This window comes from Bacillus sp. SRB_331 (assembly GCF_003264175.1).
GTDB lineage: Bacteria > Bacillota > Bacilli > Bacillales > Bacillaceae_G > Bacillus_A > Bacillus_A mycoides.
Genome location: NZ_NADV01000004.1, coordinates 21,871 through 39,265, shown reverse-complemented (window position 1 = coordinate 39,265; position 17,395 = coordinate 21,871). Strand labels below are relative to the sequence as shown.

The window sequence follows — 17,395 nt, the reverse complement described above, 5'->3', positions numbered from 1 at the left end:
TCACGTTTTTTGTATGAGTGGGAAAGTTAATAAGAAAGTTGTACCTGTCCCTTTTTCGCTTATAATATCAATCTTTCCATCCATTGCTTGAATGACGCTGAAGACGACCATCATTCCGAGTCCGGTACCTTTTTCTTTCGTTGAGTAGAAAGGTGATCCAAGGCGTTTTATTTGTTCTTGATCCATACCAACTCCTGTATCTTTTATATATAATTGTATATGTTTATGGTCTGGAACTAATGTAAGAATAAGGTCGCCACCTGTAGGCATAGCCTCAATACAATTTTTAAAAATATTTAATAAACATTGGTTCAGTTTTTGCTTTTCGCCAGCGACAAAGAAAGATGTACTTTGTTTTATATAATTTATACGAACATTTGCTAAATTGGCGAGAGGTGTGATCAAAGACAACGCATGAAGTAATTCTTCCTCTACTTGTAATTGTTGTTCTTTTTCAATACTCGGTTTTGCAAAAGTTAAGTAGTCTGTAAGAACGTGATTTGCTTGTTCGATACCATTAATGGCTATGTCGATATATAATTTTCGTTCTTTCTCAGAACATGTATCTGACTGTAAAAGTTGTAAAAAACCTTTCGTTGCAGTTAAAGGATTACGAATTTCATGAGAGATAGAAGCTGCCATTTCGCCGATTAAATGAAATTTCTCAGCGTTCATAAGTTCATTTTGGAGACGAACTTGCATTTGTAATATGTGTAGTAAATATAAAATAAGGATCGTGCCAATCATCGTACATAGTTCGTACACAATGATATGTGGTATATAATCTGCCTCATTTGTAACACTTGCAAGGAAAAATGGTATCCAACTAAATCCATAAGTAAGACTGTAAAAAATAGCAAGTGTTATTTTTATATGATTAGAACTTCGATTAAAAAATTTGTATGTTAATAGTAGAACAATAAATAGGAGAATAGAAGCGATAAAGGATGGAAACGCACCTATTCCTCCCAATAAAAATCGATAAATGTTTAATACAGCTAAAATAGAACCACCAGCAATAGGCCCTCCCGTTAACGTGCCGACAATTAATACGATATGTCGCATGTCGAACTGAAAACCATTATTTGTTTTTGCTGCGAAAGTGATACATAGTATGGTAGCGAGGCAACACAATACAATAAATATGGCTGAATTTAATTTAGGAGATCGTTTCCCTTTCTGATTCCAAAATAAATGATATACGAGCATTGTAACGAGAATAGATAATATATTTAAAAAGAGGTAAATAATAAAGAGTTCCAGTGGGATGCCTCCTCTCTTCTAACATTAAATTAATCATACTATAAAATGAAATAAATGAAATGCGAAATAGCGGAAAAAATCAGAAATTTTTTCTGGTAGTATACAATATGTTACAATAATCTTTGTCAATGAAAGAAGAAATTCCGTGCACTGCATGGGAGAGGTTCGCGAACTCCCTCTATAAAAAACTATGGAAACAACAATATCATTAGGTATTGTTTTGTTTTTTTATTGTGACAGTTCAAGAACGTTCTTTCTTCTTATTCGTAGTAGAGAAGGAGAATGAGTGAAATGAAAAAAGAAAAAGCAGTTGTTGTTTTTAGTGGTGGACAAGATAGTACAACATGTTTATTTTGGGCGATACAGCAGTTTGAAGAAGTGGAAGCTGTAACATTTAACTACAATCAACGTCATAAATTGGAAATTGATTGTGCAGCGGAAATTGCGAAAGAGCTAGGAATTAAACATACGATACTAGATATGAGCCTATTAAATCAACTTGCTCCAAATGCGTTAACGAGAACGGATATGGAGATTACACATGAAGAAGGTGAATTGCCATCAACATTTGTAGATGGACGAAATTTACTATTTTTATCATTTGCGGCTGTATTAGCAAAACAAGTTGGAGCACGTCATATTGTAACGGGTGTATGTGAAACTGATTTCAGTGGTTATCCAGATTGTCGTGACGTGTTTGTGAAATCATTAAACGTTACATTAAATTTATCTATGGATTATCCGTTTGTTATTCATACACCACTTATGTGGATTGATAAAGCAGAGACATGGAAATTATCTGATGAACTTGGAGCATTTGAGTTTGTTAGAGAAAAAACATTAACATGTTATAACGGAATCATTGGTGATGGTTGCGGTGAATGTCCAGCATGTCAACTTCGTAAAGCGGGATTAGATACGTATCTACAAGAACGCGAAGGAGCGAGCAACTAATGGATAACTTTTTTGGATTTCGCATCGTAGAAAATTTGCAAAAAATGGACAAGGATATTCAGCGTGAACAACTCAAATATCATAATAAAAGAGTAATGGTCAGCAAGGAATTTACATTTGACGCAGCGCACCATTTACACTGCTATGAAGGGAAATGTAAAAATTTACATGGACACACATATAAAGTCGTATTTGGAATTAGCGGATATGTAAATGAAATAGGCCTTGCAATTGACTTTGGAGATATAAAAGAGATTTGGAAAAATGAAATAGAAATTTATTTAGATCATCGTTATTTAAACGAAACATTGCCAGAAATGAATACGACTGCTGAAAATATGGTCGTTTGGATTTATGAAAAGATGGCAGAAGCATTAACGAAAGATAATCGTGCGAACGAATATAAGGGAGCTCGTGTTGAATTTGTTCGTCTTTTTGAGACGCCGACTAGTTATGCGGAAATAAGACGGGAGTGGATGCTCGATGAGTAAAATCCCCGTTTTAGAAATATTTGGTCCAACCATTCAAGGAGAAGGGATGGTTGTAGGACAAAAGACAATGTTTATCCGTACAGCGGGCTGTGATTATAGCTGTGCTTGGTGTGATTCTGCTTTTACATGGGATGGATCGGCCAAAGATCAAATTAAACAAATGACACCGGAAGACATTTGGAATGAGCTTGTAGAAATTGGTGGAGAAAATTTTTCTCATGTTACGATTTCGGGTGGAAATCCTGTTTTGCTGAAAAATATGCAATTTCTTCTTTCTATATTAAAGGAGAATGGAATGCGAACAGCGGTAGAAACGCAAGGGAGTAAATGGCAAGATTGGTTGCTTCAAATTGATGAGGTAACGATTTCTCCAAAACCACCAAGTTCAACTATGAAAACAGATTTTCAGATGTTAGATTCTGTTATTCATAAACTAGCAGGGAAAGATTTTAGTTTAAAAGTAGTAGTATTCGATGATCAAGATTTTGAATATGCAGTTAAGATGCACGAGCGTTATCCGAATGTACCATTTTTCTTACAAGTAGGGAATGATGATACGAAAACAGTGGATGATGCGGTGCTTATAAAAAAACTATTAGAAAAATATGAGTGGCTTATTGAAAAAGCTGTGAATTGTAAAGAAATGAATGATGCGAAAGTACTGCCTCAGCTTCATGCGTTAGTATGGGGAAATAAACGAGGGGTATAATGAGAAGGGATGTTTAAAATGGCAGGAAGATTAGATGAAGATTTAAAAGATGTAACATTATTAGGAAATCAAAATACAAAATATTTATTTGAATATAGCCCGGAAATTTTAGAGGTATTTGATAATAACCATCCAAACCGTGATTACTTTGTAAAATTCAATTGTCCTGAATTTACAAGTTTATGTCCGAAAACAGGACAACCAGATTTTGCAACAATTTATATTAGCTACATTCCAGAACAAAGAATGGTAGAGAGTAAATCTTTAAAGCTATATTTATTTAGCTTCCGAAATCATGGTGACTTCCACGAAGATTGCATGAACGTTATTATGAATGATTTAATTAAATTAATGGATCCACGCTATATTGAGGTATGGGGGAAATTTACACCACGTGGTGGTATTTCAATCGATCCTTACTGTAACTACGGCCGCCCAGGAACTAAGTATGAGAAAATGGCAGACTACCGCATGATGAATCACGATTTATATCCAGAAAAGATCGATAATCGTTAATATAGAAAGAAAGGATCTGTATGATATACAGATCCTTTCTTTCTATTATATTATGCATGTTGATTAATGACAGTATAGTTTTTATGGCTTACAACTGTAAGAGGTTCCATATCTAGTTCTCTAAAATTCTCCATAATTGTTATATCAACAATAACGGAGTTTTGATTTACCTTTTGAACACGGCCTTGCATTCCACCTTTAAATTCAATGATATCTCCAGTTTCTGCGATCTGCATAAGCAACTCTCCTTGTTCCAGTTTTCCTAAAAAAAGAATAATTTGGGCTTTTTTATTTCTTCCTATTTTGAACTATATTTACTACTTTGTAAATGTTTCCAAAGTAAAAATTCGAAAAATATTCACTTTTTGTAAGAAAATATGTAAAAAATATTGTTTAGGAGAAGAATGATGAAAATGCATACATCTTTATACGGGAGTATAATAAAAGATACAATGACCTACTAAAGTGGGAGAAATTAGGGGCTGGAAAATGATGTTTGAAATTGTAGGGAGCTTTATAGCGATTTTATTATTTTTATTTTCATATATACAGTTGAAGAAAGTGCGTCATCATGAAACAACTACATATTTTGATGGACTGGATGGTGTGCACACTTCGATAACACATGATAGTGGTGGGGATATATAACTTTCTTTTTATGCATGGTATGATGGCAAGAAGAAATAGTACGTAATATAGTTCGTAAGTGATGAATGGGGAGTGGAAAGAATGCGAATTTCTTTTATTCGTCATGGTCGTTTGGACAGTACTATAGAGCCAATGACAATTATTTCATTTCGTGAATGGATGAAGCAATATGATTTAGGGACTACAGTAAAAGAAACTCCTATACCAATTGAAACAATTGAGGCGATTGAATCAGCGAAACTGGTTGTAACGAGTGATCAAAGGCGCGCTGTACAGTCAGCGGCTGAGTTATTGGATTCCCTATCTTTTGTGCAAAATCCTCTTTTTAGGGAAGCTGAAGTTCCAACGAGTTTTTATGCTCCAAAATGGTTGAAATGTAAACCGAATGTATGGATGTTTATTGGACGTACACGATGGATAGTTGGTTATAGTAAAGAGGTTGAGTCTTATAAGGAAGTACGAGAAAGAGCAAGGCAAGCCGCTAATATGTTGCACCGCTATGCGCTCGTACATGGACATATTGCCCTTGTAGGTCATAGTTATTTTAATGCAATGATTGGGACTGAACTGAGGGCAATGGGGTGGTCTGGTTCGCCTATTTTTCATAGGAAGCCATGGGGATGTACAACGTATACATTTCATGAGGCGATGGATGGAAATGTATTAAATACAAAATTAATTTAAAAGAGGCTGTCCCTTTGGCAGCCTCTTTCTCTACATAACAAGTAAAAAAGAATTGTCCTTTTAAGATATAGAAACCAATGACCGTAATGGTTTTATTAGATGGGCATACGGTTCACCGACGAGCATAACGGTTTTATCTTCTTTGTAACCAAGTTTTTCATATAGTGAAAAAGCGCGTTTGTTTTCTAAATTAACAAGTAAGGCGATTTTTTCATGCCCTTTTTCAGTTGCATGAAGTTCAGCTGCATCGATTAATTTAGAGCCAATACCACGTCCACTGTACATACTTGAAACTGACAACGTGTCAATATAATACTCATCAAGTTCAGCTTCTTTTTCTAACGTAATGGATTCGTCTTCATGTAGTTCTCTTAAGTAGTGTATGATTGGTGCATCAAGTTGTTCAGCGTCACTACCGTGATAAACGACAATAACCCCAACTACCTTTCCACCTTGTTCAGCCACTAAACAGTTTTCATAGCTCAATCGATTATTTTCTTTTACGAACCATGTTTCAAGTCCTAGTATTACTTTTGCTTCAACTGTGCTACCTGTGATTTTTTCAGCAATTTCGTGCAGAGCGTTATACAATAAAGGTGCTACTTCTACCGCATCTGTCTTTTTTGCTTTCCGAATCATAGTATCCCTCCTAGTTCTAAATGTATATTGTAGCATAAAATAAAATATCAAACAGTGATTTGGAACTTTGTTATACAGGGCATCAAAAAGTTTGATATAGAGAAGTAGCTATGTTAGTATATGATATTTAGTGCGAATATAATAAAGTGATATAGATATAAAAATAATGAAAGTGAATTACATAATAGTAACGGGATAATTTTACCGTTGTGGACCTATAGAAGATGCGATAGAATAAAATATTGCAGAGAGGTGAAATACATGGATAAACAATTAGCAAATACAATTTTGGATCAGCTGAAAAATGGTGAAATAAAGGAGTATGTTGCAACAAAAGATGTATTTTATACGTTCAGAGAAGTTGTTGTGAATCGAGAAGATTTTAAACATATTATCGGGAACGCAAAGCGCGGTGGACAGGTAATTTATACATATTCAGAAACACCACGTTCATAAATAGAAGATAAAGGAGAGGAGAATTATGGGAGATTTTAAACAAGGCATATTGCCACATTGGGATTACATGTGGAAAGATAGAGCTGGGAATAGGTTTATGGGAATGGTTATGTATCCAGAGAAACGAAAATGTTCAGCAAAAATGCTTCAGAAAATAAAAAGAGCATATGAGCAAGCAATAGAAATTAAAGTAACTGTACAAGTTCAACATACATATCAGTACGTAGAAGGAATGATCGTATACTTTGATGAAGAAGCTCCTGTATGTACAATGCTCGATAAAGATGAGAATCCACATCATATATTTGTAAAAGATATTTTGCGTATTGAGCAGCCTGAATGATTTTTTTCATAAATAAATTGAAGTTCCATAATAATAATCTTTTTCTATAATAGTTATCTTTTAGTATGTAACGAGGAACGAAAGAGTATATATAAATATTTAATAAAGTAAAATTGATAAATGTAATCGTTTTTTGGAACAGATTATCGTTTAAGGTCTGTTCTTTTTTGCGTGATGCTGGAGAAATATATTACTCCAGCATTTACTGTTTTATGACAAAAAATATTGTTAACTTTTTTTAAAATAAGGTTAAATTCGTTGACAACTTTTTTGAAAAGCACTTTATTGACATGAGTTTTAGAATGTTGTTTCATAGTCTTTGTATTGAAAAAAATCGACGGTCATGTCGAAAAGTGAAATTTAAAAAAAGAAAGAATTTATACATATATCTTGTGTCTTATTTTGAAACGTAATACAATATATAGAGAAATCAAGAAACGACATACAGAGAATATAGATTGGAGAGGGAGGGTCGGAAATGTTAGTTGCATATGATTCTATGACAGGAAACGTGAAGCGTTTCATTCACAAATTAAATATGCCGGCCGTTCAAATTGATGAAGCTCTAGTATTAGATGAAGACTTTATTCTTATTACGTATACAACAGGTTTTGGAAATGTACCGGAACGTGTTTTAGACTTTTTAGAACGCAATAATGAAAAATTAAAAGGCGTATCTGCAAGTGGCAATCGTAATTGGGGAGACATGTTTGGTGCAAGTGCTGACAAAATCTCTACTAAATATGAAGTGCCTATTGTATCAAAATTTGAGTTATCTGGAACAAATAATGATGTAGAATATTTTAAAGAAAGGGTGCGGGAGATTGCGACACATTGAACTGAATAATGAAATCACGCAAATGCAGGACGGTTTTTATCAGCTTCATAAAGATAAAGAGGCATTAGAAGTCTTTATGGAAGAAGCTAGAGAGAATACCGTTCATTTTAATAGCGTGGCAGAGCGAATGGAGTATATGAAAGAACATGATTACTATTACAACGTTCTGGACGAGTATAGCTTGGAGGAAGTAGAAGGAGTTTATAACATCGCTTATGGTGAAAACTTCGAGTTCCAATCTTATATGGCAGCATCTAAGTTCTATAAAGATTATGCGTTAAAAACGAATGATCAAAAACAATACTTAGAAAGCTATGAAGATCGTGTAGCAATTGTGTCATTATACTTAGGACGCGGTGATGTTGCGAAGGCAAAACACTTCGCAAGCATGATTGTAAAACAAAACTACCAACCAGCGACACCAACCTTTTTAAATGCGGGACGAAGCAGAAGAGGAGAAATGGTGTCTTGTTTCTTGTTAGAGATGGATGATAGCTTAAATTCAATCGGCTTTAACATTAATACTGCAATGCAATTATCGAAAATCGGTGGTGGAGTAGCTTTAAACTTATCTAAGCTACGTGCACGTGGTGAGCAAATTAAAGGTATTGATAACGCCGCAAGTGGTGTAGTACCTGTTATGAAATTACTTGAAGATTCGTTTTCGTATGCGAATCAGTTGGGTTAACTTTATGGCTCAACTATAAAACCAGGTCAATTGCTGGAACGCCTGAGTATATCAAGGTAGGATACTACGAAGAAATTACGTAGCGAACCCTGAAAATCCAAGATTGCAGGAAATCAGCAGCCGAGCTCCTAAATTTATTAGATAAGGAGAAGGTTCAACGACCAAGTGGCTATGTAGGTGACTAAGTAGCTCGAACCTGGCTTCTCAAAACAACCAAATTCAAAGGGTGTATACAGTTATTATAGTTTATGCCATATTCATGTGCATCAAACATATGATAAATGGTTAAATGAAGAATTTGGCGAGAAGAAGATATGGTCTGAACTCTATAGCGATATAGAGAGGATAGCAGAAATGACTATCCCCCATACGTTTTGACGATATGGAGTAACAATATGCAACGAAAAGGTGCAGGTGCAGTATACTTAAACATTTTCCATTGGGATATTATTGAATTCCTTGATACCAAAAAAATAAATGCCGATGAGAAGAGCCGTATTCAGTCTCTATCAATCGGAATTATCGTTCCAAGTAAGTTCTTTGAACTTGCTGAGAAAAACGAACCTTTCCATGTTTTCGCGCCTTATACAGTATTTAAAGAGTACGGAAAACATTTAGATGATATAGATATCGACGAAATGTACGATGAATTAATGGGCAATCCGAAAGTGAAGAAGAAGCCATTAGATATTAGTGCGCGTGATATGCTGATTAAAATTGCTATGATTCAGCTTGAGTCTGGTTACCCATACTTAATGTTTAAATCAAATGCAAATAACCAGCATCCACTGAAGGATATTGGAACTGTGAAGATGTCGAACTTATGTACAGAAATCTTCCAGCTACAAGAAACTTCTGAAATAAATGATTACGGTACAGAAGACATTATCCGTCGTGATATTAACTGTAACTTAGGATCGTTAAATATCGTAAACGTAATGGAAAATAAAGAAATTCGTGAAGCAGTTCATGCGGGAATGGAAGCTTTAACAGCTGTTTCTGATATGACGATCATTCCGAATGCCCCAACTGTGAAAAAAGCAAATGATGAGCTTCATTCAGTTGGACTTGGAGCAATGAACTTACACGGATATTTAGCAAAAAATAAAATCGCTTATGAAAGTGCAGAAGCGAAAGAATTCGCTCGTACATTCTTTATGATGTTAAATTACTACTCGATTGAGAAAAGTATGGAAATCGCTAAAGAAAAAGGCGAGACATTTAAAGACTTCGATAAGTCTGATTATGCAAACGGCACATACTTTGCAAAGTATGAAACGACAGATTACAGCCCAGTAACTGAAAAAGTTCAGCAATTATTTGAAGGAATTCATATTCCAACAAAAGAAGATTGGACAAGTTTAAAAGAGCAAGTACAGAAGAATGGTTTATACAACTCATATCGTCTTGCAATCGCTCCGACACAATCGATCAGTTACGTTCAAAATGCAACTTCAAGCGTAATGCCGATCGTAAATCAAATTGAATCAAGAACATATGCGAATGCGACAACATATTATCCAATGCCGTATTTATCAAAAGATACGTTCTGGTACTATAAATCTTCTTATGATATGAATCAGTTTAAATTAATTGATTTAATCGCAGAAGTTCAAGAACATATTGACCAAGGAATTAGTACAATTCTTTATGTTAATAGTGATATTTCAACACGTGAGTTAGCACGTTACTACATTTATGCACATAAAAAAGGCTTGAAGAGTCTTTATTATACGAGAACACGTAAATTAAGCGTGGAAGAGTGCGTGGCTTGTACCGTTTAATATAAAAAATGAGACATTATGAGCAGGGTTTTTCTGAACCCTGCTCATGCTTAGTTATCAATTTTTTATGTTTATTTAGAGAAGGGGCGATTTAATGCGTGCGGTAAACTGGAACAAAAAAGAAGATGATTTTAGTTTAATGTTTTGGAAGCAAAACATCGCTCAGTTTTGGACAGAAGAAGAAATCGCAGTGTCTTCTGACAAAAATACTTGGGCACAATTATCAAAAGAAGAGCAAATTGCTTATAAGCGTGTATTAGGTGGTTTAACACTTTTAGATACGAAACAAGGTGGCGAAGGGATGCCACTTGTACTTGTTCATCTTGAAAATTTACAAGCGAAAAGTGTATTAGCTTTCATGGGCGCTATGGAAGAAGTACATGCGAAGAGTTACAGCCATATTTTCACAACGTTAGCTACTGAAGAAGAAATTGATGATATTTTTGAATGGGTAGATAACCATCCATTACTTGAGAAAAAAGCTGGTATTGTTACTAGTTACTATCGTCGCTTATTAAAGCCTGAAGTAACGAAAAAAGAGTTATACATGGCAATGGTAGCAAGTGTGTTCTTAGAAAGTTACTTATTCTATAGTGGATTCTTCTATCCACTTTACTTAGCGGGTCAAGGTAAATTGACGGCAAGTGGTGAGATTATTAACCTAATAATTCGTGACGAGTCAATTCACGGCGTATTCGTTGGTATTTTAGCACAACAAATCTTCACAGAACTTTCTGCAGAAGAGCAACAAGAAGTACAAACGGAAACGCAAGAGTTATTAATGGAACTGTATGAAATTGAATTGGCATATACAGAAGAAATTTACACTTCTATCGGTCTTGTAGAGGATGTAAATCGTTTCGTTCGTTACAATGCGAATAAAGGACTTATGAACTTAGGACTTGAGCCGAAGTTTGAGGAAGAAGAAATTAACCCAATCGTTTTAAATGGTTTACGTACAGATACGAAAAACCATGACTTCTTCTCTGTAAAAGGAAATGGTTACGTAAAAGCAACGAATGTTGAAAAGTTAGCAGACGATGACTTCGTATTCAATTTTTAATATAGTGTTATAGAAAAAGCTGTCTTTATAGAAAAGACAGCTTTTTTGCTATGAATAGTTTACATAATGTTATTATTTCATGGAAATATTTTAATCTTGTAAAAGCCCAATTTTTGAGGAAGTGGGAATCAAGAAAAAACACGGATTAAGGTTTTATTTTCATATTTAGTCGTATGAGAGATTGAATAACTTATGTCAAAATGAATAAAAAATGAGAAGAAATGAGGTCTAATTCCACCTATACGTTCTTTTTAATATTGAATTTTTAAACTCTAGAAATTTTGGCTTGAAAATTGCATGAATATTTAAAAAGTAACAAAAAGGGAGGTAATACTCGGTGTGATATATGGTTATTTGAAAACGCTTCCTTTTGATTGTCAATTTTTAAATGGAAATTAGATAGAGAAAGTAGGAGGAATGATAGGTGGGGAAAGTAGTTGGTTTAAAACGTTCATTAGGGCTTTGGTCAATTGTTATGCTAGGGGTCGGGTATATGACACCGATGGTTGGGTTTGACACATTTGGAATCGTTTCTGAAAAAACGGGTGGTCATGTTCCAGGAGCTTATCTTATTGCATTAGCGGGGATGTTGTTTACCGCTGCAAGCTACGGAAAAATGGTAAAGGCTTTTCCTACCGCAGGATCTGCTTATACGTATACACAGAAGACAATTAGTGCAAGGCTTGGGTTTCTTGTTGGATGGTCCGCGTTATTGGATTATTTGTTTCTACCAATGGTGAACGCACTATTAACGAGAATTTATATGTCAGCATTTTTCCCAAGTGTTCCTAGTTGGGTATGGGTCATTGGCTTTGTTCTCCTGGTTACATTAATAAATATGATTAGCGTAAATGTTACTGCTAATTTCAATACGTTCTTAGTAATATTTCAAGTGTTAGTAATGGCCGTATTTGTTTTTCTAGTTATAAAAGGCTTATTAGCGGGAGAGGGAACAGGAGAAGTTTTTTCCATTCAGCCGTTTTTTCAATCAGATATACAAATATCACCGTTAGTTGCAGGTGCAACAATTCTTTGTTTCTCATTTTTAGGTTTTGATGCAGTAACTACATTTTCAGAAGAGACACCAAACGCCAAAAAAACAATTCCTCTAGCTATTTTTCTTACTGCTTTAATCGGCGGAGTTTTATTCATTACTACAACGTATTTTACACAATCTATTTTTCCAGATACATCTGTATTTAAAAATCAAGAATCAGCATCCCCAGAAATTGCGCTATATGTTGGCGGGAAATTATTTCAAGCTTTCTTTTTAGTAGGAACCCTTATGGGGACACTTGCGTCTGGTTTAGCTTCTCACACAAGTGTATCTCGATTATTATACGTAATGGGGCGAGATAATGTAATTCCGAAGAAAATATTCGGATACATTCATCCTCGCTGGAGAACCCCAGTATATAATATTATTTTTGTAGGAATTATTTCGCTCTTCGCTATATTCATTGATTTAGAAACAGCAGCATCTCTTATTAACTTTGGAGCGCTTATTGCATTTACATTTGTTAATTTGTCTGTAATTTCTTACTATATAATCAAGAAAAAAAGATATAAGACGATAAAAGATTTCTTAAATTACTTAGTTATGCCTATTTTGGGTGCTGCTACTGTAGCCGTACTATGGTTTAATCTCAATATCCATTCACTTATTTTGGGACTTTGCTGGGCTGCTATTGGAATTGGGTACCTTCTATATGTTACAAATATGTTCCGTTCAGCTCCTCCGCAAATGCATTTTGAAGAAGCACAGGAAATATAAAAAGAAAAAGGCATCGGATAAGTTCCGATGTCTTTTTTTATATTTGATAATCATGCAGCATTGCATAAGTCACTCAAAGATTCATAAGTAAAGGGGATGACACGATATGATTAACGTAGTATTTTCACTTGGCACGATTATTGCTTTGTACAATTAGTAAAAGTATAAAGAGGGGTGTTATCGTGCCGATTCAATCAGAAAAACATACAAATACAGTTGAAGTTGAAAATCCTTTAGAGGAATTTCAAGCTATATTAAAAGAGGCGCTTCATTTTTTAAGTTATCCAGACGAAGTATTCGAATTTCTGAAAAAACCAATGCGTTTTTTAGAAGTAAGCATTCCTGTTCGAATGGATGATGGAACAACAAAGGTATTTCAAGGGTATCGCGCTCAGCATAACGACGCAGCAGGGCCAACAAAAGGTGGTATTAGATTTCATCCAGATGTTACGGCAGAAGAAGTAAAAGCACTTGCTGGCTGGATGAGCTTGAAATGTGGAGTGACAGGACTGCCATATGGAGGCGCAAAGGGCGGGATTATTTGTAATCCACAGGAGTTGAGTTTTAGAGAACTAGAGTTACTGAGTCGTGGGTATGTAAGAGCAGTAAGTCAAATTGTAGGGCCGACGAAAGATATTCCAGCACCTGATATGTATACAAATGCGCAAATTATGGCTTGGATGCTAGATGAATATGACCATATCAGGGAGTTTGACTCTCCAGGTTTTATAACCGGGAAGCCATTAATGCTAGGAGGATCACAAGGGCGGGAAACAGCAACGTCTAAAGGTGTATTGTATACACTTCAGTTAGTAAGTGAGTTAAAACAAATTCCGCTACAAAATATGCGAGTTATTATTCAAGGGTTTGGGAATGTTGGAGGTTATTTGGCAAAATATTTATATGATATTGGTGTGAAAGTAGTCGGGGTATCAGATGCTATAGGAGGAATTTATAATCCAGACGGTCTAGATGTTCCTTATTTACTAGAAAACAGAGATTCTTTCGGTGTAGTATCGAATCTCTTTAGTAAAACAATTTCTAATCAGGAGTTGTTAGAAAAAGAATGTGATGTACTCATTCCGGCGGCAATTGGAGGAGTCATTACAAAACATAATGCAGGAAAGCTTGGATGTAAGATTATCATTGAGGCTGCAAATGGACCAACAACAAAAGAGGCGATAACCATGTTAGAAGAACAGGGAATTTTGGTTGTTCCAGATATTTTAGCAAACTCTGGTGGCGTGATTGTTTCATATTTTGAATGGTGTCAAAATAACCAAGGATATTACTGGACGGAGCAATATGTTGATCAATGTTTAAAGGAGAAAATTACATCTAGTTTTTCTAACGTACTTGATACTTCTAAACGCTTTGGAGTAAATATGAAAATTGCTGCCTATATGGAAGGGGTTCGCAAGATTGTAGAAGTATCGCGCCTAAGAGGTTGGTTGCATTTTTAACCTAAAGGGAGGGCTAAAATGAAACTGGATATTTTATTAGAAGAAGTGGAGAGACAACAAATCGGTTATTACTGTATTGTGTCGAATAGTCATCGTTACGATATAGCTGTTACGTATTCGCAACAGTTTCTTGGAAAAGCAATGGTTACCTCAATTCAAAATGGGAGAATGGTTTTATTAAGCCAAGAAGATATTGGAGAGGAAAAATATTGGGCAACAAGGCTAGGCATTGAGGTAGAGGACATAGAAGAGTTTCAAAGCTTTTTCTATATGATTCTTCAGTCACAAAGGTTAGAAGAACAATATTAATAGAATAAAAGAAAGGGATGATTGATTATGTATTATGATATTATTACGAGTCCGTGTTATGGAATAATTGAAAAAGTGTCTATTAATAAGGATTCTCGAATTTATGAATGGGAGCCATTATTCGCTATTAAAGATATGAATGGTAAACTGGAAGTAATTAAGATGGGATGTAGTGGAGAAGTTCAATCTTTAGAAGTAGAAGCGGGAGATAAAGTAATTCCAGGTATGGTATTAGCTTATATTCAAGAAGATCTTTTCGTTAGTGGTAGTGATTAATGATAGAACTATGAGGAAGATGGAGGCACTCATCTTCCTTTTTTTATTAAATAAAGAAAGAAATGTTTTATTTTCAGATTAATTAAAAAAATCTGTATTTAATGATACAATACAAATTAAATAGTTCAAAGGAGGAATAGCAGCATGTTTTCCATCGCTCATACAAAAATTAGACCCATAGTTTCTCTACCTATCGATCAATCTGAAAAGGAATGGAATATAGATGTTAAAAATATAAAAGAATCGTTTCTATTTTTAAAAAGAGGAGAGGAATTATTTGCATACATTCATGTGAAGGATCTGCTATCAAATAGTAAGGAATTAACTTCTAAGCTATTACTTTCAAATGCTGTTTCACTAGATACAATATGTCATCTTAGTAAAGATATTTCTTTAACAGCTCTTTTTCAAATTATTGGAGCGCCGATTGCCATAGTAAAAAATGAAGTGGATGAGCTAACAGGATATATAAGAAGAGAGGATGTTTTTGCAGAGCTATTTAAACAAGAAAATCAGAGTGTTGATATATTGAAAATTATTTTAACGTCTATTCCAATGGGGATTTTTGTAGTAGATCGAGAAAAGAAAATTGTAAATTGTAATGAATCTGGTTTGAAGATGATTAAATCGACTCCTGAAAAAGTTATGAATGTACCAGCAGAACTGATTTTTAATGGAGAACACATTAATAACGTATTTACAAAGGGAAAAACGATCTTGAATCAATTACAAATCACAAATGAGATGGGTGTATTAGTTGACTATAGTCCGATTCCAAACTTTGATCAAAGTATTGAAGGAATGGTTATTATTGTGCAAGATTTGCCGATGGTCGAGGACATGGCGATGGAAATTGAATATATAAAGGATTTAAATAAAGATTTACATGCAATTTTGTCTAGCATTTATGATGAAATATTAGTTGTTAATCATAAAGGGGAATTAATTCGTTATAGTGAAACTGTTATCAATGATTTTTGGGGGAGTAATTTGAAGGACTTGTTAGGAAAAAATCTTTTAGACCTAGAAAAGAAAGGATTATTTAGTCCATCGGTTACGCGATTAGTGTTGGAAAAACAAAAAAAGGTATCAGTTGTACAAGAAACAAAAAGCGGAAGAAAAATATTAGCAGTTGGAAACCCTGTATTTAATGAAAACGGAGAGCTTCATCGTATTATTATTGCCTCCAGGGATATTACCGAAGCAACGAGATTGAAGACGGAATTACATGAAATAAAGAAGATATCAGAGCAATATAAGAAGGAGTTAGATGACTTTAAAAATAAAGATCGTTTTCTTAAGAAGCTTATTTACTGTAGTCCGAAAATGGAGCAAATTATTAACCAAGCTAAAAAAATAGCAGATTTTTCTTCCAATGTTCTTATTTCTGGAGAATCTGGCGTCGGAAAAGAAGTAATTGCTCAGGCAATTCATCAACTTGGAAACCGATCTTCAAAGCCATTTTTAAAATTAAATTGTGGTGCAATTCCAGAAACTTTGCTAGAAAGTGAACTATTTGGTTATACGAAAGGTGCTTTTACAGGAGCCGATAAAAATGGAAAAGAAGGATATTTTAAGCGAGCTGATCAAGGTATTTTATTTTTAGATGAAATTGGAGAAATGCCTTTACATTTGCAAGTGAAATTGCTTAGAGTCCTGCAGGAACAAGAAGTAATTCCTATTGGAAGTACAACACCTATGAAAATAAATGTACAAATTATTGCTGCTACAAATAAGAGCCTTGAAAAGATGGTCGAATCTGGAACATTCCGTGAAGATTTATTTTATCGCCTCAATGTAATTCCACTGCGAGTTCCTTCTTTACGAGAGCGAATGGAAGATGTTCCGGTACTTGCCTTTCATTTCTTACAACAGTTAAATGAAAAATATAATAAAAATTATCATTTAACTCCAGATGCACTTAATTTACTAGAGTTCTATTCATGGCCAGGAAATGTCCGTGAATTACAAAATATGATTGAACGTTTAGTAGTATCAGCAGACGATCCAGTAATTGAAGCGGAGTTTGTTAGTAAGTTTTTAACACCCGGTTATGACTTTAATAAATCAAAACCAGTTATTACAAGAGTATTACCATTACAAGAAGCACTACATTCTGTAGAAGAACAATTGATTTTGCTTGCAATGAAGCAGTATAAAACAACGACTAAGGCTGCAAAAGCTCTTGGAATCAGCCAATCTTCAGTGAGTCGTAAATATCAAAAGATTGTTAGTGAAAAAGAGATAGCGGCTGATATCATCTCATATTCCTAAAAAAGGAGAAGGTCACATAGACTTCTCCTTTTTGTGTGCGCTCAGCATGTGCATATTCTCTAGGCGTCAAGTCCCGAGTGGTGAAGGCGGTAGCGGAAATGATTAACATTCCGTTTTATGCAAAATGGAATAGTGTATGCGAGAGTGCATAAATTGTTTATTGTTTTTAAGAAAATAGTCAGTTTATGTATGATTCTTTTGAATTTTAAATATTGGCATGGAA

Annotated in this window: 18 protein-coding genes, 2 pseudogenes and 1 riboswitch; of the genes and pseudogenes, 17 read left to right on the top strand and 3 right to left on the bottom strand. The window is 34.6% G+C overall.

The features are described 5' to 3' along the window. A complete protein-coding gene (locus tag B5P42_RS02505) occupies positions 1 to 1,209 on the bottom strand; it encodes an ATP-binding protein (RefSeq protein WP_113733580.1) in 1,209 nt (402 codons plus the stop codon). Positions 1,210 to 1,417: 208 nt separating this feature from the next. Continuing rightward, a riboswitch (PreQ1 riboswitch) is annotated at positions 1,418 to 1,461 on the top strand. Between the two features lie 93 nt (positions 1,462 to 1,554). Between B5P42_RS02505 and queC the strand changes: the two genes are divergently transcribed. Genes queC through queF form a run of 4 tightly spaced genes read left to right on the top strand, consistent with a single transcriptional unit; the run spans position 1,555 to position 3,933 of the window. Then, entirely contained in the window at positions 1,555 to 2,217 is a 663-nt protein-coding gene (gene queC / locus B5P42_RS02500) for a 7-cyano-7-deazaguanine synthase QueC (RefSeq protein WP_002086813.1), read from the top strand. Next, entirely contained in the window at positions 2,217 to 2,708 is a 492-nt protein-coding gene (gene queD, locus B5P42_RS02495) for a 6-carboxytetrahydropterin synthase QueD (protein WP_113733579.1), read from the top strand. Before queC ends, queD begins: the two co-directional genes overlap by 1 nt. After that, entirely contained in the window at positions 2,701 to 3,417 is a 717-nt protein-coding gene (gene queE / locus B5P42_RS02490; protein WP_002086811.1) for a 7-carboxy-7-deazaguanine synthase QueE, read from the top strand. The genes queD and queE overlap by 8 nt, the downstream gene beginning before the upstream one ends. An 18-nt stretch (positions 3,418 to 3,435) precedes the next feature. Further along, a complete protein-coding gene (gene queF / locus B5P42_RS02485) occupies positions 3,436 to 3,933 on the top strand; it encodes a preQ(1) synthase (RefSeq protein ID WP_002086808.1) in 498 nt (165 codons plus the stop codon). 50 nt (positions 3,934 to 3,983) lie between these two features. On the opposite strand, the gene B5P42_RS02480 is transcribed toward queF, so the two are convergent. Continuing rightward, positions 3,984 to 4,169, bottom strand: a complete 186-nt coding sequence (locus tag B5P42_RS02480) for a YkvS family protein (protein WP_002064385.1) — start codon at positions 4,167 to 4,169, stop codon at positions 3,984 to 3,986. A 253-nt stretch (positions 4,170 to 4,422) separates the two neighbouring features. Between B5P42_RS02480 and B5P42_RS31870 the strand changes: the two genes are divergently transcribed. Both B5P42_RS31870 and B5P42_RS02475 read left to right on the top strand, forming a co-directional pair. Next, the gene (locus B5P42_RS31870) at positions 4,423 to 4,581 is read left to right on the top strand and encodes a hypothetical protein (protein WP_002086806.1); all 159 of its coding nucleotides are present in this window, start codon (positions 4,423 to 4,425) and stop codon (positions 4,579 to 4,581) included. An 81-nt stretch (positions 4,582 to 4,662) separates the two neighbouring features. After that, on the top strand, positions 4,663 to 5,265 hold the full coding sequence (locus B5P42_RS02475; RefSeq protein ID WP_002188882.1) for a histidine phosphatase family protein: 603 nt from the start codon (positions 4,663 to 4,665) through the stop codon (positions 5,263 to 5,265). A gap of 60 nt (positions 5,266 to 5,325) precedes the next feature. Here B5P42_RS02475 and B5P42_RS02470 read toward each other — a convergent pair whose 3' ends face one another. Continuing rightward, complete coding sequence (locus tag B5P42_RS02470) at positions 5,326 to 5,904, bottom strand: GNAT family N-acetyltransferase (protein WP_002011516.1); 579 nt, start codon at positions 5,902 to 5,904, stop codon at positions 5,326 to 5,328. Positions 5,905 to 6,165: 261 nt separating this feature from the next. On the opposite strand from B5P42_RS02470, the gene B5P42_RS02465 reads away from it, so the two are divergent. The 11 genes and pseudogenes from B5P42_RS02465 to B5P42_RS02410 all read left to right on the top strand — a co-directional run bounded on the left by B5P42_RS02465 (position 6,166) and on the right by B5P42_RS02410 (position 17,172). Next, complete coding sequence (locus B5P42_RS02465) at positions 6,166 to 6,360, top strand: hypothetical protein (RefSeq protein WP_060750619.1); 195 nt, start codon at positions 6,166 to 6,168, stop codon at positions 6,358 to 6,360. 25 nt (positions 6,361 to 6,385) lie between these two features. Further along, positions 6,386 to 6,703 carry a hypothetical protein gene (locus B5P42_RS02460; protein WP_060750618.1) on the top strand — a complete coding sequence of 106 codons (318 nt, stop codon included), beginning with the start codon at positions 6,386 to 6,388 and terminating at the stop codon, positions 6,701 to 6,703. Between the two features lie 478 nt (positions 6,704 to 7,181). Next, positions 7,182 to 7,541: a class Ib ribonucleoside-diphosphate reductase assembly flavoprotein NrdI gene (gene nrdI / locus B5P42_RS02450; RefSeq protein WP_000959445.1), complete on the top strand. Its 360-nt coding sequence runs from the start codon at positions 7,182 to 7,184 to the stop codon at positions 7,539 to 7,541. Further along, positions 7,528 to 8,226, top strand: a pseudogene (locus tag B5P42_RS02445) (ribonucleotide reductase N-terminal alpha domain-containing protein); the annotation flags it as partial. The gene nrdI and the pseudogene B5P42_RS02445, both read left to right, overlap by 14 nt. A gap of 401 nt (positions 8,227 to 8,627) precedes the next feature. Then, positions 8,628 to 10,013: pseudogene (locus B5P42_RS02440) on the top strand (ribonucleoside-diphosphate reductase subunit alpha); the annotation flags it as partial. 94 nt (positions 10,014 to 10,107) lie between these two features. Further along, positions 10,108 to 11,076, top strand: coding sequence for a class 1b ribonucleoside-diphosphate reductase subunit beta (gene nrdF, locus B5P42_RS02435; protein WP_002011508.1), 969 nt, complete (start codon positions 10,108 to 10,110; stop codon positions 11,074 to 11,076). A gap of 424 nt (positions 11,077 to 11,500) precedes the next feature. Continuing rightward, complete coding sequence (locus B5P42_RS02430) at positions 11,501 to 12,850, top strand: APC family permease (protein WP_113733578.1); 1,350 nt, start codon at positions 11,501 to 11,503, stop codon at positions 12,848 to 12,850. Between the two features lie 182 nt (positions 12,851 to 13,032). Then, positions 13,033 to 14,313 carry a Glu/Leu/Phe/Val family dehydrogenase gene (locus tag B5P42_RS02425; RefSeq protein ID WP_113733577.1) on the top strand — a complete coding sequence of 427 codons (1,281 nt, stop codon included), beginning with the start codon at positions 13,033 to 13,035 and terminating at the stop codon, positions 14,311 to 14,313. Positions 14,314 to 14,331: 18 nt separating this feature from the next. Then, entirely contained in the window at positions 14,332 to 14,622 is a 291-nt protein-coding gene (locus tag B5P42_RS02420; RefSeq protein WP_113733576.1) for an SAV0927 family protein, read from the top strand. A gap of 27 nt (positions 14,623 to 14,649) precedes the next feature. After that, positions 14,650 to 14,898 (top strand): biotin/lipoyl attachment domain-containing protein, encoded by a 249-nt coding sequence (locus tag B5P42_RS02415; protein WP_060750615.1) that lies wholly within the window; start codon positions 14,650 to 14,652, stop codon positions 14,896 to 14,898. 144 nt (positions 14,899 to 15,042) lie between these two features. Further along, positions 15,043 to 17,172, top strand: coding sequence for a sigma 54-interacting transcriptional regulator (locus B5P42_RS02410; RefSeq protein WP_113733575.1), 2,130 nt, complete (start codon positions 15,043 to 15,045; stop codon positions 17,170 to 17,172). The last annotated feature ends 223 nt before the right edge of the window (positions 17,173 to 17,395 follow it).

Coding starts and splice junctions, on each gene's coding strand:
- B5P42_RS02505 (WP_113733580.1), bottom strand. CDS start 1,209: ATGCTCGTATATCATTTATTTTGGAATCAGAAAGGGAAACGATCTCCT.
- queC (WP_002086813.1), top strand. CDS start 1,555: ATGAAAAAAGAAAAAGCAGTTGTTGTTTTTAGTGGTGGACAAGATAGT.
- queD (WP_113733579.1), top strand. CDS start 2,217: ATGGATAACTTTTTTGGATTTCGCATCGTAGAAAATTTGCAAAAAATG.
- queE (WP_002086811.1), top strand. CDS start 2,701: ATGAGTAAAATCCCCGTTTTAGAAATATTTGGTCCAACCATTCAAGGA.
- queF (WP_002086808.1), top strand. CDS start 3,436: ATGGCAGGAAGATTAGATGAAGATTTAAAAGATGTAACATTATTAGGA.
- B5P42_RS02480 (WP_002064385.1), bottom strand. CDS start 4,169: ATGCAGATCGCAGAAACTGGAGATATCATTGAATTTAAAGGTGGAATG.
- B5P42_RS31870 (WP_002086806.1), top strand. CDS start 4,423: ATGATGTTTGAAATTGTAGGGAGCTTTATAGCGATTTTATTATTTTTA.
- B5P42_RS02475 (WP_002188882.1), top strand. CDS start 4,663: ATGCGAATTTCTTTTATTCGTCATGGTCGTTTGGACAGTACTATAGAG.
- B5P42_RS02470 (WP_002011516.1), bottom strand. CDS start 5,904: ATGATTCGGAAAGCAAAAAAGACAGATGCGGTAGAAGTAGCACCTTTA.
- B5P42_RS02465 (WP_060750619.1), top strand. CDS start 6,166: ATGGATAAACAATTAGCAAATACAATTTTGGATCAGCTGAAAAATGGT.
- B5P42_RS02460 (WP_060750618.1), top strand. CDS start 6,386: ATGGGAGATTTTAAACAAGGCATATTGCCACATTGGGATTACATGTGG.
- nrdI (WP_000959445.1), top strand. CDS start 7,182: ATGTTAGTTGCATATGATTCTATGACAGGAAACGTGAAGCGTTTCATT.
- nrdF (WP_002011508.1), top strand. CDS start 10,108: ATGCGTGCGGTAAACTGGAACAAAAAAGAAGATGATTTTAGTTTAATG.
- B5P42_RS02420 (WP_113733576.1), top strand. CDS start 14,332: ATGAAACTGGATATTTTATTAGAAGAAGTGGAGAGACAACAAATCGGT.
- B5P42_RS02415 (WP_060750615.1), top strand. CDS start 14,650: ATGTATTATGATATTATTACGAGTCCGTGTTATGGAATAATTGAAAAA.
- B5P42_RS02410 (WP_113733575.1), top strand. CDS start 15,043: ATGTTTTCCATCGCTCATACAAAAATTAGACCCATAGTTTCTCTACCT.